Genomic DNA, 16,030 nt, shown 5'->3' on the forward strand with positions numbered 1-16,030 from the left:
AAGCTTTATGCATAAGGAGTACACCTAAGTTGTAAGAAATTCTTTGCTTTTCATCTTGGGTCAACTTTTCTTCGGAATCATGTTAAAATTACTTAGGTGTGGTTATGTAAAATTTAACCAATTTTATCTTTGGATTATTTTCCCTTTGTTAAGCATGATAAAGCAATGTCAGTTTCTTTATCTCAGGTTAAAAAATATAATTGACATTGAGCTGAAAAGTTGTTCCGTTAAACCCAAACTGATTTACTTCCCACGGATATCTGAACCTTCCTCCAAGATCTGTTACTATATCTCCTTTGGTATCTATTACATCGGGATAAATATTGAATAAATTATTTACGACTCCGGAAATTTTAAGGTCTTTCGTGATTTTATAGGTTAAAACGACGTCTGTAACTACCTTACCGGAAAATGTCTGATCTTTGGCAGGATCAGCTGCGTGCTGCCAGGTTACAGAACCAAAATAAGTATTATTTAAGTTAAAATTAAACTTTGTAATGTCATACGAAAGGCTAAGAATAGTTTTTGTTTTCGGCCTTGCTGAGGTAATTCTGGATTGTTCTTTTCTATCAAAAAAGTTTTCCGAATAACCATTTTTAGCCAAAATAGGCGGAACGGCAATATTATCAACGATTTTAGTTTCGTTATAATTGAAAGCTGCAATTACTCCCAATTTTCCTTTTCCAATGGCAGAAGTATAATAATTAGCTACGAAATCTATCCCTTCAGTAACCGTATTTACGGCATTGGTGAAAAACTTCAGGGAGGTTATTTTATTGTTATCTAATATTACTTCCACAGGGTTTGTTGTGTCCGGGTTACCAGGAGTACCGGTTTTGTAACCAATGTCTCCTGAGAAAAGTACGCGGTCTTTAATTTTTATCCTGTAATAATCTGCTGTAATAGTCAGATTATTAAAAGGTTTCACAGCCAATCCACCGGTAATATTAAAGGCTTTTTCAGCGTTTAATTTTGGTACACCAAGATCAGATCTTACAATTTGAGAATCATTATTAAAGGTTCCCTGATTAGCTACAGTGTTGCCTGTAATTTTGGTCTGAACATTGGAATAATAAATCTGGTGTAGTGAGGGTGCCCGAAATCCTGTAGAAACAGACCCGCGGAAGACTAATTTATCATCCAGGAACTTGTATCTTGCATTTCCTTTCCAGGAAACATTATTTCCAAAATCACTAAAGTTTTCATATCTCACGGTTCCTCCAAGCAACAGGTTTTTTGTAACATCCCATTCAGCATTTATATAAGCTCCAACATTCTGGCGATTTTTATTAATTTCATTTTGAGGCTGCAGTCCCGGAAATGATTCTGCACCACTTCCTATATAAGATGACTCTGCCCCTGCTTTCGCCTGATAATTTTCATTGCGCACTTCAGCTCCAGCTCCCAACACAAGCGCACCAAAATCGCGGCTGATATCTATATTCCCTATAATATTACTGAACTGATGGCCCCCTGCTTTAAAACTGGTTGGTGAATTTGCGCCCAAAGAAACATTAATGGTATTTCCTACAACATAATCTACTGCATTAGAGCCAAAGGTTGCACTCCCGTCAAAATTCCACTTTCCAAACATGCCTTTCCACCCTGAGGTTAAATTATAATCGTAAACATCTGTTTTAAATTCCGGCTGAAATCCATTGTACGGCTGTCCTTTTGGGGTTAATAAACCAAAATCTGAAGGCACCCAATAAGGTGTTCTATACAAACCGTAACTGGTCCCGTTTCTGTAAGTTGTACCCCCAAAAGCATAAAATTTTCCCGTTTCACTTGTGGGCAATTCAAAATTGACGAACATATTGGCAACTTTTGTGTCGGGTTGCCCGATGATCATTCCTAAACCGGGATTAGCCTGCGTCCAGGCATTATCAACACCAAAAAGTTCATCTTTTGTAGCAGAACCTGCGCGGTTGGTTTTATTTTGGGATGAAAATCCCAGGGTAAGATTCAGGCTTCCATTTTTTGCAATCCTGATTCCTGTATTAAAATCTGCTCCGATATTAAAGCCGTCTCCTTTTGAAGTAATCCCTGAAAAAACATTGACGGTGCTTTTTCCAACGCTGTTTTTAAGAATAATATTGATTACACCTGCAATAGCATCGGAGCCGTATTGTGCAGATGCTCCGTCCCTCAATACTTCTACATTTTGTAAGGCGGCCGACGGGATACTTTTCAGATCTGTACCTACTTCACCTTTTCCCGGTGTATCATTGACATAAATGAGAGCGCTTTGATTTTTTCTTTTATTATTAACCAACACTAATGTCCGCGATGGTCCCAATCCTCTTAAATCTGCCGGATCAAAATGAGCCGTTGCATCAGAAACAGTTTGCTGGGATGAATTGAAAGATGGAACAGCATAAGTTAAAGCTTTATCAAAAGTAATTTGCCCTGTGGATTTTAATTGTGCAGCAGAAATATTATCAATGGGAATTGCTGAGGTAATGATGGTTCTGGGTTTAGTTCTACCTGTTGTAACCACAACTTCATCTATTTTATTTTGTTTTATGGTATCCTGAGCATATCCCATGGCACCGGCTCCGCTTAATACTAATGCACACATTTTCTTATTAAATAATTCTTTTTTCATATCAATTAGTAATTATTTAATAAATCTAATAAAAATACCAATATTAAATACAAAAATAAATCATATGTTATGAATAATATCCATCAAATCACAAAAATAGTATTGATTTATAAACTGACAACAGATTTTCAGACATCAAATAGCCTGTTAGTAATCTGAAAAGAAATGTAGTAATAATGATAGTTTACAAAAAATGGCCGGTAAAAACCGGCCATATCCAAATTATTTATTTACCTCTACATACTGTAATACGGTCTTATTTTGGGGGTTGTAGATTAAAGTACTACTGTTGGGAAATCTTTTAAGCTTGTAATACTGAATATTTTTATCAGTCTTAATTTCCTCTATAAAACTTGTATCAATAACATTCTCCGGAATAAACTTTGATACAAAATCAATTTTGTCGATGATGCTTTGACCATCAATTTTTCGGGCTGTTTTGTCAGACTTGGTTTCGTCGGACGTTGGCTGACCTTCCAAAAAGGGAAGCAATACAGCGATATCGGCTTTATATTTAAAAATATACCCTTCCGAGCCGGAAGGAAATTTAAACTTCTTTCCTTTTTCTTCTGAAACAACCGGTGCCCCGGCACTAGGGAATACATCATTAAATTTAACATCCTGAGAATTTACCAGAGAGTTGATAGATTCGCTGACTGTTCTTTTTACCGTCTCCTCTACTGCCTGTTGTGCCTTTTGCTGGACCGTTTCTGTTGTTTTTTGAACAGTCTGGTCAATTTTTTCTTCGATTTTATTACATGATATTAATAAAAGCCCTGTTATTACAGGTAAAATATACTTCTTCATAATTCTATTCTAATCGGATCAATTTCTTTTTATTAATTCACTTTTCTTTTAACGGAAAAGTAGGTACAGATATTTTAGCAAAAAATAAAATATTTTTCATTGGTGAAAATTCTGCTGACAAACTGTTGTCATCATCCGGTCTTACCTTTGTATCAACAACAAACAAAAACCATACAATTATGACAACTACAGCTACAGCCACGAAACAATTCATGACATCTGATCAATTATTAGAAGATTGGCAGGGGCACAGAAACCTTACAAGAAGAGTTATTGAAGCTTTTCCTGAGAAAGATTTATTTGAATTTTCAATAGGCGGAATGAGACCTTTTGCAAAGATGGCAACAGAATTAATCAGCATTGGAGGACCTGCTTTAAAGGGAATCATTGAAAATAACATGAAAGCCTACAGTGAAGAAGGCTTCCATCCGACTACCAAAGAGGAAATCTTAAAAAAATGGGATGAAGAAACAGAAGTCATCAATCATTATTTCCGTCAGATTTCGGAAGCGCGTTTCCAGGAAACATTCAACCTGTTTGGAGAATATGAATTCCCGGTGTACCAGAACATCCTTTATTTTATCGATAATGAGATCCACCACCGTGCCCAAGGCTATGTGTACCTTAGATCTTTAGGTATCGAGCCTCCTTTCTTCTGGGAAAGATTTTAAAATAACAGAAACCATTTCAACTATTGTCAACAAAAGTCACTTTAACCTCAGCAAAACTGCTGGGGTTTTATTGATGTCTTTCTGCCATTTGTGTCAGTAGTTCCCTGAGTCTCGTACGAAGGCTTTCAGGTTCCAGAACCGTTGCATAGTCTGCAAAAGTGATAACCCATCTCGGAAATCCGTCATTGATCCATTCTGTTTCAAAGGTCAATTCTACTCCTTCAGGGGTTTCAGCTTCTTCAATGAGACCATAATATTTCTTGGAATTTACCAGGTGAGACATGATTTTTTTATCTACTAAAAGCCTGGCTTTCTCTTTTTGGTTGTGAGATTTTTTCCGATAGTCATTCACCTGTCCATATTCCTGTAAAAACGGATTCATCGTTTTGGAAATTTTTAAAATCCTGTCGATTCTGAACTGCCTGAAATCACTCCTCAATGTGCAATAGGCCATGATATACCAGAAATTAAATTCAAAGAATACTCCCACAGTTTCAATAGTTCTGGTCGTCACTCTGGAGTCTACTGTCTGATACTCTATCGTCAGTTGGGTTTTATCGGCAATGCTGTCTAAAATAATTGGAATGACATTTTTCAGCGAATCTTCGGGCTGGGTATGAAAATTAAAGACATCAATCTGTTTTTCAATATTCTGAATTAAATTTTTATCAGAATGCCGCAATACTGACCGTACTTTTTCCATCGCAGTCTGATAATGATCTCCTAAACTCTGGTGTGAAAACTTTTGCATCAGTTTTTCTGCAGTAATGAAGCTCAATACTTCTTCCTTGGTAAACATTATCGGCGGAAGTTTGTAACCATCCATTAGAGAGTAACCGTTCCCGGCCTCTCCCACGATCGGAATCCCGGCATTTTCCAGTGTTTTTACATCCCTGTAAATTGTTCTGATACTGACATCAAACTTTTCAGCTAAATCCTGTGCTCTGACAACGGACTTAGACTGGAGCTGGGTAAGGATCGCGGTTACCCGGTCGAGTTTCTTTAAATAGTGATCATTCATAATTGCTACTACAAAACTAAAAAATCTTTTGTCAGATCTGATTTATCAATGCAATAGTTTTTTCTAATTTTCTTTAAACGTATTGACCAATTTATCAAGATTCAAACTTCTTGCAGATGCATCAAAAATTTCACGGTAAACCCCGTCTCTGTTATAAAGTTCGTCATGCGTTCCATTTTCCACGACTCTTCCCTTTTTCATTACATAGATCGTATCTGAATCTAAAATCTGGGATAATGAGTGGGAAATAATGACCACTGTTCTTCCTTCTTTTATCGCATCCAGAGAATTTTTGATCTGCTCTGTAGCGATAGCATCAAGACTGGCGGTAGGTTCATCTAAAAAGATAATCGGAGGATTTTTCAAAAACAATCGGGCAATGGCAATTCTCTGCTGCTGGCCTCCTGAAAGCTGGGTAGCATCGTGCTGGTACTGATCCGGCAAATCCATAATTTGCTCATGCAGATACGCTTTCATCGCTGCTTCCTGAATTTCCTCAAAAGTGGCATTCATATTTCCATATCTGATATTATCTTCAATACTTCCCTGGAAGATGTGGTTTCTCTGAAGAACTAACCCAAGATCGCTCCTGAGAAAAGTATTTTCAAAATCATTTAAATTAACTCCGTCCAAGACGATTTCTCCCGAATCCGGAAGATAAAATTTACACAAAAGATTAATGACCGTTGATTTGCCCGCACCGCTGAGCCCAACCAGGGCAGTAGTTTTTCCGTTTTCGATCTTCATCGATACATTATGTAATGCCTGAGTACCATTAGGATAAGTAAAATCAACATTTTTTAATTCGAAAGTCCCTTTAATATCTTTTTCAATGAAATTTCCGTTGGGTTCTGTTTCATTGTCTGCATTTAAAATATCAAAATATCCTTCAGCATAAATCATTGCATCATTCATATCATCGTAAATCCTGTGCAATTGACGGATGGGAGCTGAAACATTGTTAAAAAGCATGATATGAAGCATGATGGCCCCAATTGTCATTTGCTGGTCCAGGACGAGATAAACTGTCAGAAGAATAATTAAAACGACTCCAAACTGCTCGATAAAAGTCTTTAAACCATCATAAATAAAGTTGGTTCTTCTGGTAAACATCTGGCTTTCCATCAGCTGCATCTGAAGATCATACTGTTTTTTGCCCTCAAATTTTTCACGCACAAAGCTTTTGATAACCATAATAGAATTGATTAAATTCAACAGCCCGGAAGTCTTCTTTTCTCTTTGGTTTCTCAACTGCCTGCGTACTCCGCTTAATTTTTTTGCCTGAAGAGCACTGATATAAAAATAAATAGGAACAATAACCGTGGAAACCAACCCGACATAAACATTCTGCATGTACATAATGATCAACGCAATAATTGCATTGGAGAATAACGGAAGAATATCAATGAAAAAATTCTGAACCAGCTTGGTTAAACTTTCTATTCCCCGGTCTATTCTGATCTGTAGTTTGCCGGATTCATGATTTTCGTCGTTAAAATAGGCTACTTTATAGGTTAAAATCTTATCTATTGCAGATTGCGCCAGCACAGAACTTATATTGATCCTTATTTTTTCTCCATAAAACTTCTGTCCGAAATTGATGAAGATATTCAACAGTTCTTTTCCCAATAAAATAACAGAAATTACAATTAAAATATGGATTCCTTCGGACATCGGGTGAGGAAGATGAGTCAGGTTAGTGACCTCATCAACGGTATACTTCAACACAATAGGGTTGACCTGCGCAGCCAATGCTCCCAAAAACGTAAGGAACAGGGTCCCGTAAATCATCGGTCGGTAAGGTCTGATAAATGGAACCAGCTGTTTATAAATGCCGAATAAGGTAACGGTTCTGTTAAAAGGTTTAGCCATAGAAATCATATTTAAATGAAAACGTACCGCTTTCAAAAGAAAAAGGTACGTTTTTATTATTATTTTAAGCTCGTTAATTTATTATTTTAGCTTTTATTTTTTCAAAGTTCAAGAATAAAATAACCTTCGATCCAATTGTAATATTCTGAATAAAGTCTTGGATTTTATCCTTCATACATATAAGTCGTAAGATAATGTAATTCTTTTTTACTGGCTTCCTTTGATTCAGCTTCTGCCTGCTCTTTCGAATATTGCGAATTGATTTCTTTTTTCTGGAAAACAAATGAATTATTGGCATTCTTATCGACCACATCATTAAAAATATGTTCAATTTCTGAATTTGCCAGTGATGCAAAACTGATATCTTCAAATCCGTACATCAGCCTAAGGTCGTCAAACTGTTTGAAGTTTTCATTTACAAATCCCTGGAACTGGGCTTTAGAATCAAAATTACCTGCCCAGATATTGTAGGCATATTTTTTCTTTTTGGGTTTATCTAAAATACTCTGGTACACGAAATTCTCTCCAAGATAAGCTTCTCTTACCTGCGGATCGTTGGCAAGCTCTTCGGGAAGTCCTTCTTTAAGGATCTTTCCTTCAAACATGATATATGTTTTGTTGGTAATTGCCAGGGTCTGCTGTACATTGTGATCGGTGATAAGGATTCCGATATTTTTGTCGACAAGACTTCTCACGATTTTCTGGATATCTTCAACAGCAATAGGGTCTACTCCGGCAAAAGGCTCATCCAAAAGAATAAAGTTCGGGCTTGTCGCAAGGCAGCGTGCTATTTCTGTTCTACGTCTTTCTCCTCCGGAAAGAAGATCTCCCCTGTTTTTGCGGACATGCTGTAAGGAGAACTCCTCAATCAGCTCATCACATTTGATTTGTTGTTCACGCTTTGAAAGATTGGTCAATTGCAACACTCCCATGATATTCTCTTCCACAGATAATTTTCTGAAAACAGAAGCTTCCTGAGCGAGATACCCGATGCCTTTCTGGGCTCTGCGATACATCGCATCTGTAGTGATCTCCTGCTTATCCAGAAAAATTTTTCCTGAGGTGGGCTTAACCAACCCTACGATCATATAAAACGATGTGGTTTTACCTGCTCCATTGGGACCCAGCAAACCAACAATTTCTCCCTGTTGAACCTGTACAGAAACGCCTTTTACAACTTTTTTAGGACCGTATTCTTTGATTAAGTTTTCTCCGCGTAAAATCATAGGGCAAATATATCAAAAATATAAATTCACTTTATATCAATATAAGTTTTGTTTATCTGAAATTCAATTCCTGTCTGCTTCATATGGTGTAACATTTGATGATTTTCAATTACTTATACTATTACGAAATCCTTTAAAACATTAAGAAATGGAAAATTACGGCTATACTAAAACAGAAAATACCGCCAGTCAGCAAAACGATATTCCTTACCGCTCAGAAAAGAAACTTCCTGCGGCCCTGTTGGGAATTCTTGTAGGCTGGCTGGCTTTAAATAAATTTTATCTAGGATATACCAAAGAAGGTATTATCCAATTGGTCCTGAACATTGTGACTTGTGGCATTGCTTCTGTCATTCTTTTTATTGAAGGGATTTTATACCTGTTTATGACTGACAAACAGTTTGATGACACCTATGTATACGGAAGAAAAGGCTGGCTATAGATAGGTGTGCAAAAGAATGTGATATATTTTATTTAATTTAGATCAACTCACTCAATAAAATATTCACTCATGAAAAAATTAACAAAAAAAGAATTAAAAGGAATCAAAGGAGGTTATTATTATACCTATCCTGATAAAAACGGAAACTGCTTTCCGGGGTGGTATCTGTGTCCGACAAAAATTTGTCTTTTAGATCACCCTGAAAATCCCATACGCCCGGAAGATCCTTTCTGTCAGGGTTGATAATGAAAGATTATCCCAGATTATTATTATAAAAGGCTGTCTCCTGAGACAGCCTTTATTTTTATAGGGAATTATGCCTTATTTATTCAACAATATGGCGGCTTCTTTAGCAAAATATGTAAAGATCATATCTGCTCCTGCTCTTTTGAAACACGTAAGACTTTCAATAATGGTTTTATCATTATCCAGCCAGCCGTTTTGAGCTGCAGCTTTTACCATTGCATATTCTCCACTTACATTATAAACTGCAATAGGAAGATCGATCGCTTCACGCACTTTAGAAACAATATCAAGGTAAGGAAGCCCCGGTTTGATCATGATCACATCGGCACCTTCGTCGATATCTTTATAGACTTCGTTTAAAGCTTCACGGGTATTGTGGAAGTCCATCTGATATGTTTTTTTATCCTTCGGAATTTCCATGTCGTCTTTTGGAGCGCTGTCCAGAGCACTTCTGAAAGGTCCGTAGAATGAACTTGCATATTTAGCTGCATAGCTTACGATTCCTACATCTGTAAATCCGCTTTCTTCCAATGCTTCTCTGATCACAAGCACTCTCCCATCCATCATATCACTAGGTGCTACCAGATCAGCTCCTGCTTCCGCATGGGATACTGACATTCTGGCCAATGCGTCATTGGTAGCGTCATTTAAGATTTTTCCGTTTTCAATGATTCCGTCGTGTCCGTAGATAGAATAGGGATCTAAGGCTACATCCGGCATAACAACCATTCCCGGAACGGCATCTTTAATGGCTTTGATGGTATTTTGCATCAGTCCGTCTTTGTTCCAGGCTTCTTTTCCTGTATTGTCTTTCAGGTGATCAGACACTTTCATGTACAAATTGACCGCTTTTACGCCTAAAGAAAATAATTCCTTACATTCCTTCACTGTTAAATCTATGCTTCGCCTGAAAATTCCCGGCATCGATGGGATTGCCTCCTGCATGTTTTCGCCCTCCATTACAAAGATTGGCATTACAAAATCATCAGTTGTAAGAAGAGTTTCTCTTACCAAACCTCTGATAGATTCATTAACTCTAAGTCTTCTATTTCTTGAATGTATCATTTTGGAATACTTTTTGAATAAGTTTCTACAAATTTACTACAAGTTCTGTAAAAAAGTATTGTACGAGATTGTAGATTTTTTTATATTTGTTATAAACATTCGAGAAATTATAAATTTGATGAAAAAACTTTTACTTTTAATTTTATTTTTAGGCACTTTTGTTGGGTTTTCCAACAATATGCAAGCTCAGCTAAAAGAGCCGGGATCCATCACTCAGAAAGCTGATGATGGTGTATTGCTTGCCTATCCAAATCCTGCAAAGGATTTCCTTATCATTAAGGCAAAGGATTCTTCTTTAAGAATCAAAAGCGTGACTTTTTATTCAATTTTGGGTATGCAGGTCGCCAATTATACAGTCAATATGAATTCCGGAGAGATTAATATTGAAAAATTAAAACCCGGAAAATATCTGATTCGCTATATTTTAAGTGACAATACGCAAAAAGTTACTCAAATCGTGAAACAATAAATTAAAATCCTGATAATCATCAGGATTTTTTCTTTTACATGAATTCCTTCTAATAATTCCGTAACTTTCAGGACTTTTTTATACTAATTGTAAAAGAACATTTAATGTTAAAAGCTGAACATATTAAAAAGACCTATAATGCCGGTAAAAAGGTCGCCCTGGATGATTTCAGCATCCACGTTCCCAAAGGCAGCATTTATGGCCTTTTAGGACCCAACGGAGCCGGAAAGACATCCTTTATCCGTATTATCAACCAAATTACTCAGGCAGACTCAGGAGAAATCTTCATTAATGGGGAAAAACTGAATCCCACACATATTAAGGATATCGGATATATGCCGGAAGAGAGAGGCCTGTATAAAAATATGACTGTAGGTGATCAGATCCTTTACTTTGCAGAACTTAAAGGAATGCATAAAACTGATGCGCTGAATGAAGCCAAAAAATGGTTTGATAAACTTAATATCGACCAGTGGTGGAAGAAAAAGCTATCCGAACTTTCTAAAGGGATGGCACAGAAGATTCAGTTTGTAGTCACAGTACTTCACCGGCCACATCTTCTGATCCTCGATGAGCCGTTCTCAGGTTTTGATCCTGTAAATGCCAACCTGATTAAAGATCAGATTATTGATCTTAAGAACAACGGCACCACCATTATCCTTTCAACCCACAGAATGGAAAGTGTGGAGGAAATGTGTGATTATGTTGCGCTCATCAACAATTCTAAAAAAATTATAGACGGAAGAGTCTTTGATGTAAGAGAAAAATTCAAGAAAAATATATTTGGGATTACCCTTTCAGAAATCAATAATGAGCAATTTGAAAATTTCAGGGAAAGGTATGAGATATTCAATTTCTCAAATGAAAATAACCTTGTTTCCTTTGACCTGAAAAATGAGACTGACCAGAATCACATTCTTCTGGATCTTGTGCGTGTAGGTAAGGTGAGATCATTCGACGAAAGGATTCCCAGTATGAATGAAGTGTTTATTAATGCCGTAAGTAATCATTCTTAATTTTTATGAATAATATTTTTTTAATTACAAAGAGAGAATTTCTTACACAGGTTAAGAAAAAATCTTTCATCATATTGACATTGCTTGCACCTGTTCTGATCATAGCTTTCGGAGCGGTGATCGGACTGATGTTTAAAGCCAACGAGTCTCACAGTATTATAGAAGTTGTAGACAAAAGCGGACTTTTTACCAACCAGTTTAAGTCTAACGATAAGGTTGATTATGCATTTGTATCAGCTGCAGATGAAAAATCAAAGATTAATACTCTAAAAAGCAATGAATCTATTGCAGGTATTCTTATTCTGCCGGAATTAAAAAACAATAATTTTGATGAATTGGAAACAGGAGCAAGATTGGTAGTCAACAGTAAAATAGGACTTGATACAAAGCAGAAAATCGTTTCCGATATCAGTAATGTTATTAAAAAAGAAAAAATAAAGCACCTGGGTATCCAGGAAGCACAACTGATTGACCTTGATAAAGGGTTTAGCCTTAAGACTATTAATGTTTCTGATAATAATAAGGAGGATTCTGATCTTGCTTTTGGGGTAAAAACCGGGCTTAGTATGATTTTGATGTATGTGACCTTTATGTTTATCATCATTTACGGGGTCCGAGTTATGCGAAGCGTATTAGAGGAAAAAAACAACCGCGTGGTGGAGATCATTATTTCTTCTGTTAAGCCTTTTGAACTGATGATGGGGAAAATCCTGGGGGTAACACTGGTTGCCCTTACTCAGTTTGTCATTTGGATTACGATGTCTGTAATCGGAGCTATAGTTTTGAATACAGGTTTTTCTCCAGTACCGAAAAATATTCCGGGTGGAAATGAGCAGATGGCAAGTAAACTTGATGTTTCACAATTGGCTACTCAAATCTCTCACAGCTTACTGGAAATGAATTTCCCGTTAATTATTTTTGTATTCATCATTTTTTTCCTTTTGGGATATATTTTCTACAGCTCGATCTATGCTGCAATAGGCTCCGCAGTAGACAATGAGACAGAAACCCAGCAATTCACTTTATTTGCCGTTTTACCGCTGATGCTGGGGATGTATGGAAGTTTCTCATTAATGAACAATCCTGACGGTCCGTTGGGCTTCTGGCTATCGATTATCCCGTTTACTTCACCGGTTGCCATGATTGCAAGAATTCCTTTCGGAGTGCCGGCATGGCAGATTGCCTTATCAATAGTGCTGTTACTGGGAACAACGATCTTCATGATTTTCCTGGCAGGAAAAATCTATCGTGTGGGTATTCTGATGTATGGGAATAAAGCTACTTTAAAAGAAATCTGGAAGTGGATTAAAGGCTAGTGAAATACCAGAAAAATAAATTGGTTACAGACTAAAATATAAAAATCCCGGAAATTACTTTCCGGGATTTTTTATATTCTTAATAAATGATTTATTTGAATATGTAGCTTAAAGAAAGGGCTAATACCTGCTCTGATTTTTTCTTATCAGTACCTCCTCTTTCTTTTGCAAGACCAGGATAGGTATCAGAAAGACCTAAATCATATTTAAGAGCGACTTCAAGCTGCCTTTTATAACTGTATCCGACACCCAGTGCAAGTCCCCAGTTAAAGTTTTTTGCTTTACCGTTTACTCCTGATGGTTGTGTAGGATCAGTAACATCCGGATCATAATAAGGTCTTCCTACAGGAGCATCTTTTACGTTCTGGTTTACCAGAAAGTTAAATCTCGGACCAATTAATCCAAAGAATTCTGATGCTGCTTCTGAAAAGTATCCTTTAAAATAAAGAGGGACGCTTAGGTAGTTATTTGCATATACTGCATCATAACCATCTTTTCCTTTAGCATCTTTATCTTTACCCGTTTCTCCGGCACCGTAGTATAAAACTTCGGGTTGTATAAAGAACTGATTGCTTTTTCCTACGGGAATTAAAGCCAAAGCTCCACCTTGAAAAGCGTATCTTGGGCCTGAAGGATTATGGGCATTGGCTACTCTGGAGTAGTTCAAGCCTGCCGTAACCCCGAATCTTGTGCTTTTCCATTGAACTTGCGCAAATGACAAAGCAGAAAGAGTTAAGGCTGAGGCTAATAAAAGTTTTTTCATATGTTTTGTTTTATATTATCCTAGAACTTTCGCTACAGTAGCACCGATATCAGCAGGAGAATCAACAACGTTGATGCCGTTTTCTCTCATGATTTCCATTTTTGCCTGAGCTGTATCTTCTGCACCACCTACGATAGCACCAGCGTGTCCCATTGTTCTTCCTTTCGGAGCTGTTTGTCCAGCGATGAAACCAACAACCGGCTTAGTAGATCCGCTTGCTTTGTACCATCTTGCTGCTTCAGCTTCCAGACCTCCACCGATCTCACCGATCATTACAACCGCTTCAGTTTCCGGATCATTGATGAATAATTCTAGAGCTTCTCTTGTGGTTGTACCAATGATTGGGTCACCACCGATACCGATTGCTGTAGAAATACCGTAACCTGCTCTTACTACCTGATCAGCTGCTTCGTAAGTAAGGGTTCCTGATTTTGAAACGATTCCAACTTTTCCTTTTTTGAAAACGAATCCAGGCATAATACCAATTTTAGCTTCTTCAGAAGTAATGATTCCAGGGCAGTTTGGTCCGATTAATCTGCAGTCTCTGTCAGCAATATAAGATTTTACTTTAACCATATCAAATACAGGAATACCTTCAGTAATACATACAATTACTTTGATACCTGCTTCAGCAGCTTCCATAATAGCGTCTGCTGCGAATGCCGGTGGTACAAAGATGATACTTACGTTTGCTCCTGCTTTTTCAACGGCATCAGCTACTGTATTAAATACCGGTTTTCCTAAGTGCTCGCTTCCCCCTTTTCCAGGAGTAACACCACCTACTACGTTTGTTCCGTATTCAATCATCTGACCTGCATGGAAAGTACCTTCGTTTCCAGTAAATCCTTGTACAATTACTTTAGAATCTTTGTTTACTAAAATTGACATTTTATTGTTGTTTTAATTTATTTATTTTCAGTTTATACGTCAGACAAAAATAATGATTATTTGTCGTTAAAAAAATTTTTGAATCTGATTTTATTCATCATATTTTTTCAACAGATTGATCAAATCTTCATCCTTCAGTCTGTTATAATTTATATTTTCAATAAGCGGCTCCAGCTCCGGTTTATCCGCCATTAATTCTTTTAATTTCTTTCTGTTATTGACAAAAAGATTTAAAGGTTGTCTTATATCTCCTTTGAATAAAACGTCTGAAGTGAGGGTTGAACCATCATAACCGTGACGTCTATATGCCCTCACCCATTTTATTTTTTGACCGTCGTATAGAAGTTCAACCAAAGTTTTTGAGGATTCTGCCGGAAAATAAATGAAAGTTCTCGGTTTATTTTTAAGATCCGTAAATTCTATTTTTTGAATTTCAGGAGCGGGATATTTAATTGTTTTCCCATTTTCCAAGATTTTAATTTTCCTGTCTGCTACGGCTATCTCATCAATCAGATCACTCTCAAAAAGATTGGTTCTGAAAGGAATTTCAGCTTCTACAATTCTATTATCATTAAATAAAATTTTAGATTTGATATCTGATCTCTGTGCAAAACTTACGGCATAAATAAAAAGAAATAGTACTGTTAACTTCTTCATTACAAATTTCTCAGTTTTACTTCTTTTTTCAGATAAGTTTTGAAATCTTCAGCAAACATCCCGATGTAGGTGCCTTTTTCCAGGTCTCTGTTGACTCCTGTTTTTCCTAAAAGTACGGATCCTGCTTCTACTTTCTTACCGGAAGCAATACCGACCTGCCCCCATAATGTGACTTCGTCACCAATGATACAACATCCCGCAATTCCTACCTGTGAGGCAATAAGACATTTTTTTCCGATCACGGTATCGTGTCCGATCTGAATCTGGTTGTCCAGTACAGAACCTTCTCCGATTACTGTAGAATCAGTAACTCCTCTATCAATTGTACAGTTGTTTCCAATTTCAACATTATTCTCAATGACAACATTTCCTACGGAGATCAGACGGTCAAAGTTGCCATCCAGTTTTCTATAGTAAAAAGCATCGCCACCAAGCACAGTTCCGGACTGAATGATCACATTGTCTCCTATTTCAGTTCTGTCACCGATGACAACATTAGGAAAGATCAGGCAGTTTTTTCCGATCTTCACATTATTTCCGATCACTGCAGAAGGGTGTATTTTTGTTCCGTCCCCGATTTCTGCATCATGAAGTTCTTCTGTGAAATTATATATTCTTGTAAAATGAGTATTGATCTTATTAAAATCTCTGAATGGGTCATCAGAGACAAGAAGAGCTTTTCCTTCAGGACATTCAACTTCTTTATCAATTAAAATAATGGTAGCTGCGGAATTTAATGCTTTGTCGTAATATTTAGGATGGTTGACAAAAACAATCTCTCCCGGTTTCACCATATGAATTTCGTTGGAGCCCAATACTTCAAAGTCTTCCGGACCAACAAATTTTGAGCCTATTAAATCAGCAATCGTTTTAAGCTTTTGCGGAGAATGGAATCTCATAACAATAGATTTTCTTATAAAACAAAATTCGGAATGCCAATGCAAACCGAATTTATGTAAATTG

15 protein-coding genes and 1 pseudogene are annotated in these 16,030 nt (G+C 36.9%); 6 read left to right on the forward strand and 10 right to left on the reverse strand.

Annotation, left to right across the window (positions count from 1 at the left end):
- Positions 1 to 187: 187 nt before the first annotated feature.
- Together M030_RS0116885 and M030_RS0116890 are read right to left on the reverse strand one after the other, a co-directional pair.
- Positions 188 to 2,608, reverse strand: coding sequence for a TonB-dependent receptor plug domain-containing protein (locus M030_RS0116885; RefSeq protein WP_027374575.1), 2,421 nt, complete (start codon positions 2,606 to 2,608; stop codon positions 188 to 190).
- Between the two features lie 222 nt (positions 2,609 to 2,830).
- Positions 2,831 to 3,415 (reverse strand): hypothetical protein, encoded by a 585-nt coding sequence (locus M030_RS0116890; protein WP_027374576.1) that lies wholly within the window; start codon positions 3,413 to 3,415, stop codon positions 2,831 to 2,833.
- Between the two features lie 179 nt (positions 3,416 to 3,594).
- Here M030_RS0116890 and M030_RS0116900 point away from each other — a divergent pair, with 179 nt between their 5' ends.
- Positions 3,595 to 4,086: a DinB family protein gene (locus M030_RS0116900; protein WP_027374577.1), complete on the forward strand. Its 492-nt coding sequence runs from the start codon at positions 3,595 to 3,597 to the stop codon at positions 4,084 to 4,086.
- 67 nt (positions 4,087 to 4,153) lie between these two features.
- Here the strand turns inward: M030_RS0116900 and M030_RS0116905 are convergent, their stop codons facing one another.
- From M030_RS0116905 to lptB, 3 genes and pseudogenes are all read right to left on the reverse strand, one after another.
- Positions 4,154 to 5,107, reverse strand: coding sequence for a helix-turn-helix transcriptional regulator (locus tag M030_RS0116905; protein WP_027374578.1), 954 nt, complete (start codon positions 5,105 to 5,107; stop codon positions 4,154 to 4,156).
- A gap of 63 nt (positions 5,108 to 5,170) precedes the next feature.
- Positions 5,171 to 6,898 (reverse strand): ABC transporter ATP-binding protein, encoded by a 1,728-nt coding sequence (locus tag M030_RS0116910; protein ID WP_051585150.1) that lies wholly within the window; start codon positions 6,896 to 6,898, stop codon positions 5,171 to 5,173.
- Between the two features lie 581 nt (positions 6,899 to 7,479).
- Positions 7,480 to 8,205: pseudogene (lptB, locus tag M030_RS24390) on the reverse strand (LPS export ABC transporter ATP-binding protein); the annotation flags it as partial.
- A 148-nt stretch (positions 8,206 to 8,353) separates the two neighbouring features.
- On the opposite strand from lptB, the gene M030_RS0116920 reads away from it, so the two are divergent.
- Positions 8,354 to 8,647, forward strand: a complete 294-nt coding sequence (locus tag M030_RS0116920) for a TM2 domain-containing protein (RefSeq protein ID WP_027374580.1) — start codon at positions 8,354 to 8,356, stop codon at positions 8,645 to 8,647.
- 69 nt (positions 8,648 to 8,716) lie between these two features.
- Positions 8,717 to 8,890 carry a hypothetical protein gene (locus tag M030_RS25615; RefSeq protein ID WP_155857875.1) on the forward strand — a complete coding sequence of 58 codons (174 nt, stop codon included), beginning with the start codon at positions 8,717 to 8,719 and terminating at the stop codon, positions 8,888 to 8,890.
- Between the two features lie 78 nt (positions 8,891 to 8,968).
- On the opposite strand, the gene hemB is transcribed toward M030_RS25615, so the two are convergent.
- Positions 8,969 to 9,958, reverse strand: coding sequence for a porphobilinogen synthase (hemB, locus tag M030_RS0116930; protein ID WP_027374581.1), 990 nt, complete (start codon positions 9,956 to 9,958; stop codon positions 8,969 to 8,971).
- A gap of 118 nt (positions 9,959 to 10,076) precedes the next feature.
- Between hemB and M030_RS0116935 the strand changes: the two genes are divergently transcribed.
- From M030_RS0116935 to M030_RS0116945, 3 genes are all read left to right on the forward strand, one after another.
- Positions 10,077 to 10,427, forward strand: coding sequence for a T9SS type A sorting domain-containing protein (locus tag M030_RS0116935; RefSeq protein WP_027374582.1), 351 nt, complete (start codon positions 10,077 to 10,079; stop codon positions 10,425 to 10,427).
- A 104-nt stretch (positions 10,428 to 10,531) separates the two neighbouring features.
- On the forward strand, positions 10,532 to 11,443 hold the full coding sequence (locus tag M030_RS0116940) for an ABC transporter ATP-binding protein (protein WP_027374583.1): 912 nt from the start codon (positions 10,532 to 10,534) through the stop codon (positions 11,441 to 11,443).
- 5 nt (positions 11,444 to 11,448) lie between these two features.
- Positions 11,449 to 12,759, forward strand: coding sequence for an ABC transporter permease (locus M030_RS0116945; RefSeq protein WP_027374584.1), 1,311 nt, complete (start codon positions 11,449 to 11,451; stop codon positions 12,757 to 12,759).
- Between the two features lie 91 nt (positions 12,760 to 12,850).
- Here M030_RS0116945 and M030_RS0116950 read toward each other — a convergent pair whose 3' ends face one another.
- From M030_RS0116950 to M030_RS0116965, 4 genes are all read right to left on the reverse strand, one after another.
- On the reverse strand, positions 12,851 to 13,522 hold the full coding sequence (locus M030_RS0116950) for a porin family protein (protein WP_027374585.1): 672 nt from the start codon (positions 13,520 to 13,522) through the stop codon (positions 12,851 to 12,853).
- 15 nt (positions 13,523 to 13,537) lie between these two features.
- On the reverse strand, positions 13,538 to 14,410 hold the full coding sequence (gene sucD / locus M030_RS0116955) for a succinate--CoA ligase subunit alpha (RefSeq protein ID WP_027374586.1): 873 nt from the start codon (positions 14,408 to 14,410) through the stop codon (positions 13,538 to 13,540).
- 90 nt (positions 14,411 to 14,500) lie between these two features.
- Positions 14,501 to 15,067, reverse strand: coding sequence for a hypothetical protein (locus M030_RS0116960; RefSeq protein WP_027374587.1), 567 nt, complete (start codon positions 15,065 to 15,067; stop codon positions 14,501 to 14,503).
- Positions 15,067 to 15,966: a UDP-3-O-(3-hydroxymyristoyl)glucosamine N-acyltransferase gene (locus M030_RS0116965; protein WP_027374588.1), complete on the reverse strand. Its 900-nt coding sequence runs from the start codon at positions 15,964 to 15,966 to the stop codon at positions 15,067 to 15,069. The genes M030_RS0116960 and M030_RS0116965 overlap by 1 nt, the downstream gene beginning before the upstream one ends.
- Positions 15,967 to 16,030 lie beyond the last annotated feature (64 nt).

This window comes from Chryseobacterium sp. UNC8MFCol, from assembly GCF_000482305.1.
Taxonomy (GTDB): domain Bacteria; phylum Bacteroidota; class Bacteroidia; order Flavobacteriales; family Weeksellaceae; genus Chryseobacterium; species Chryseobacterium indologenes.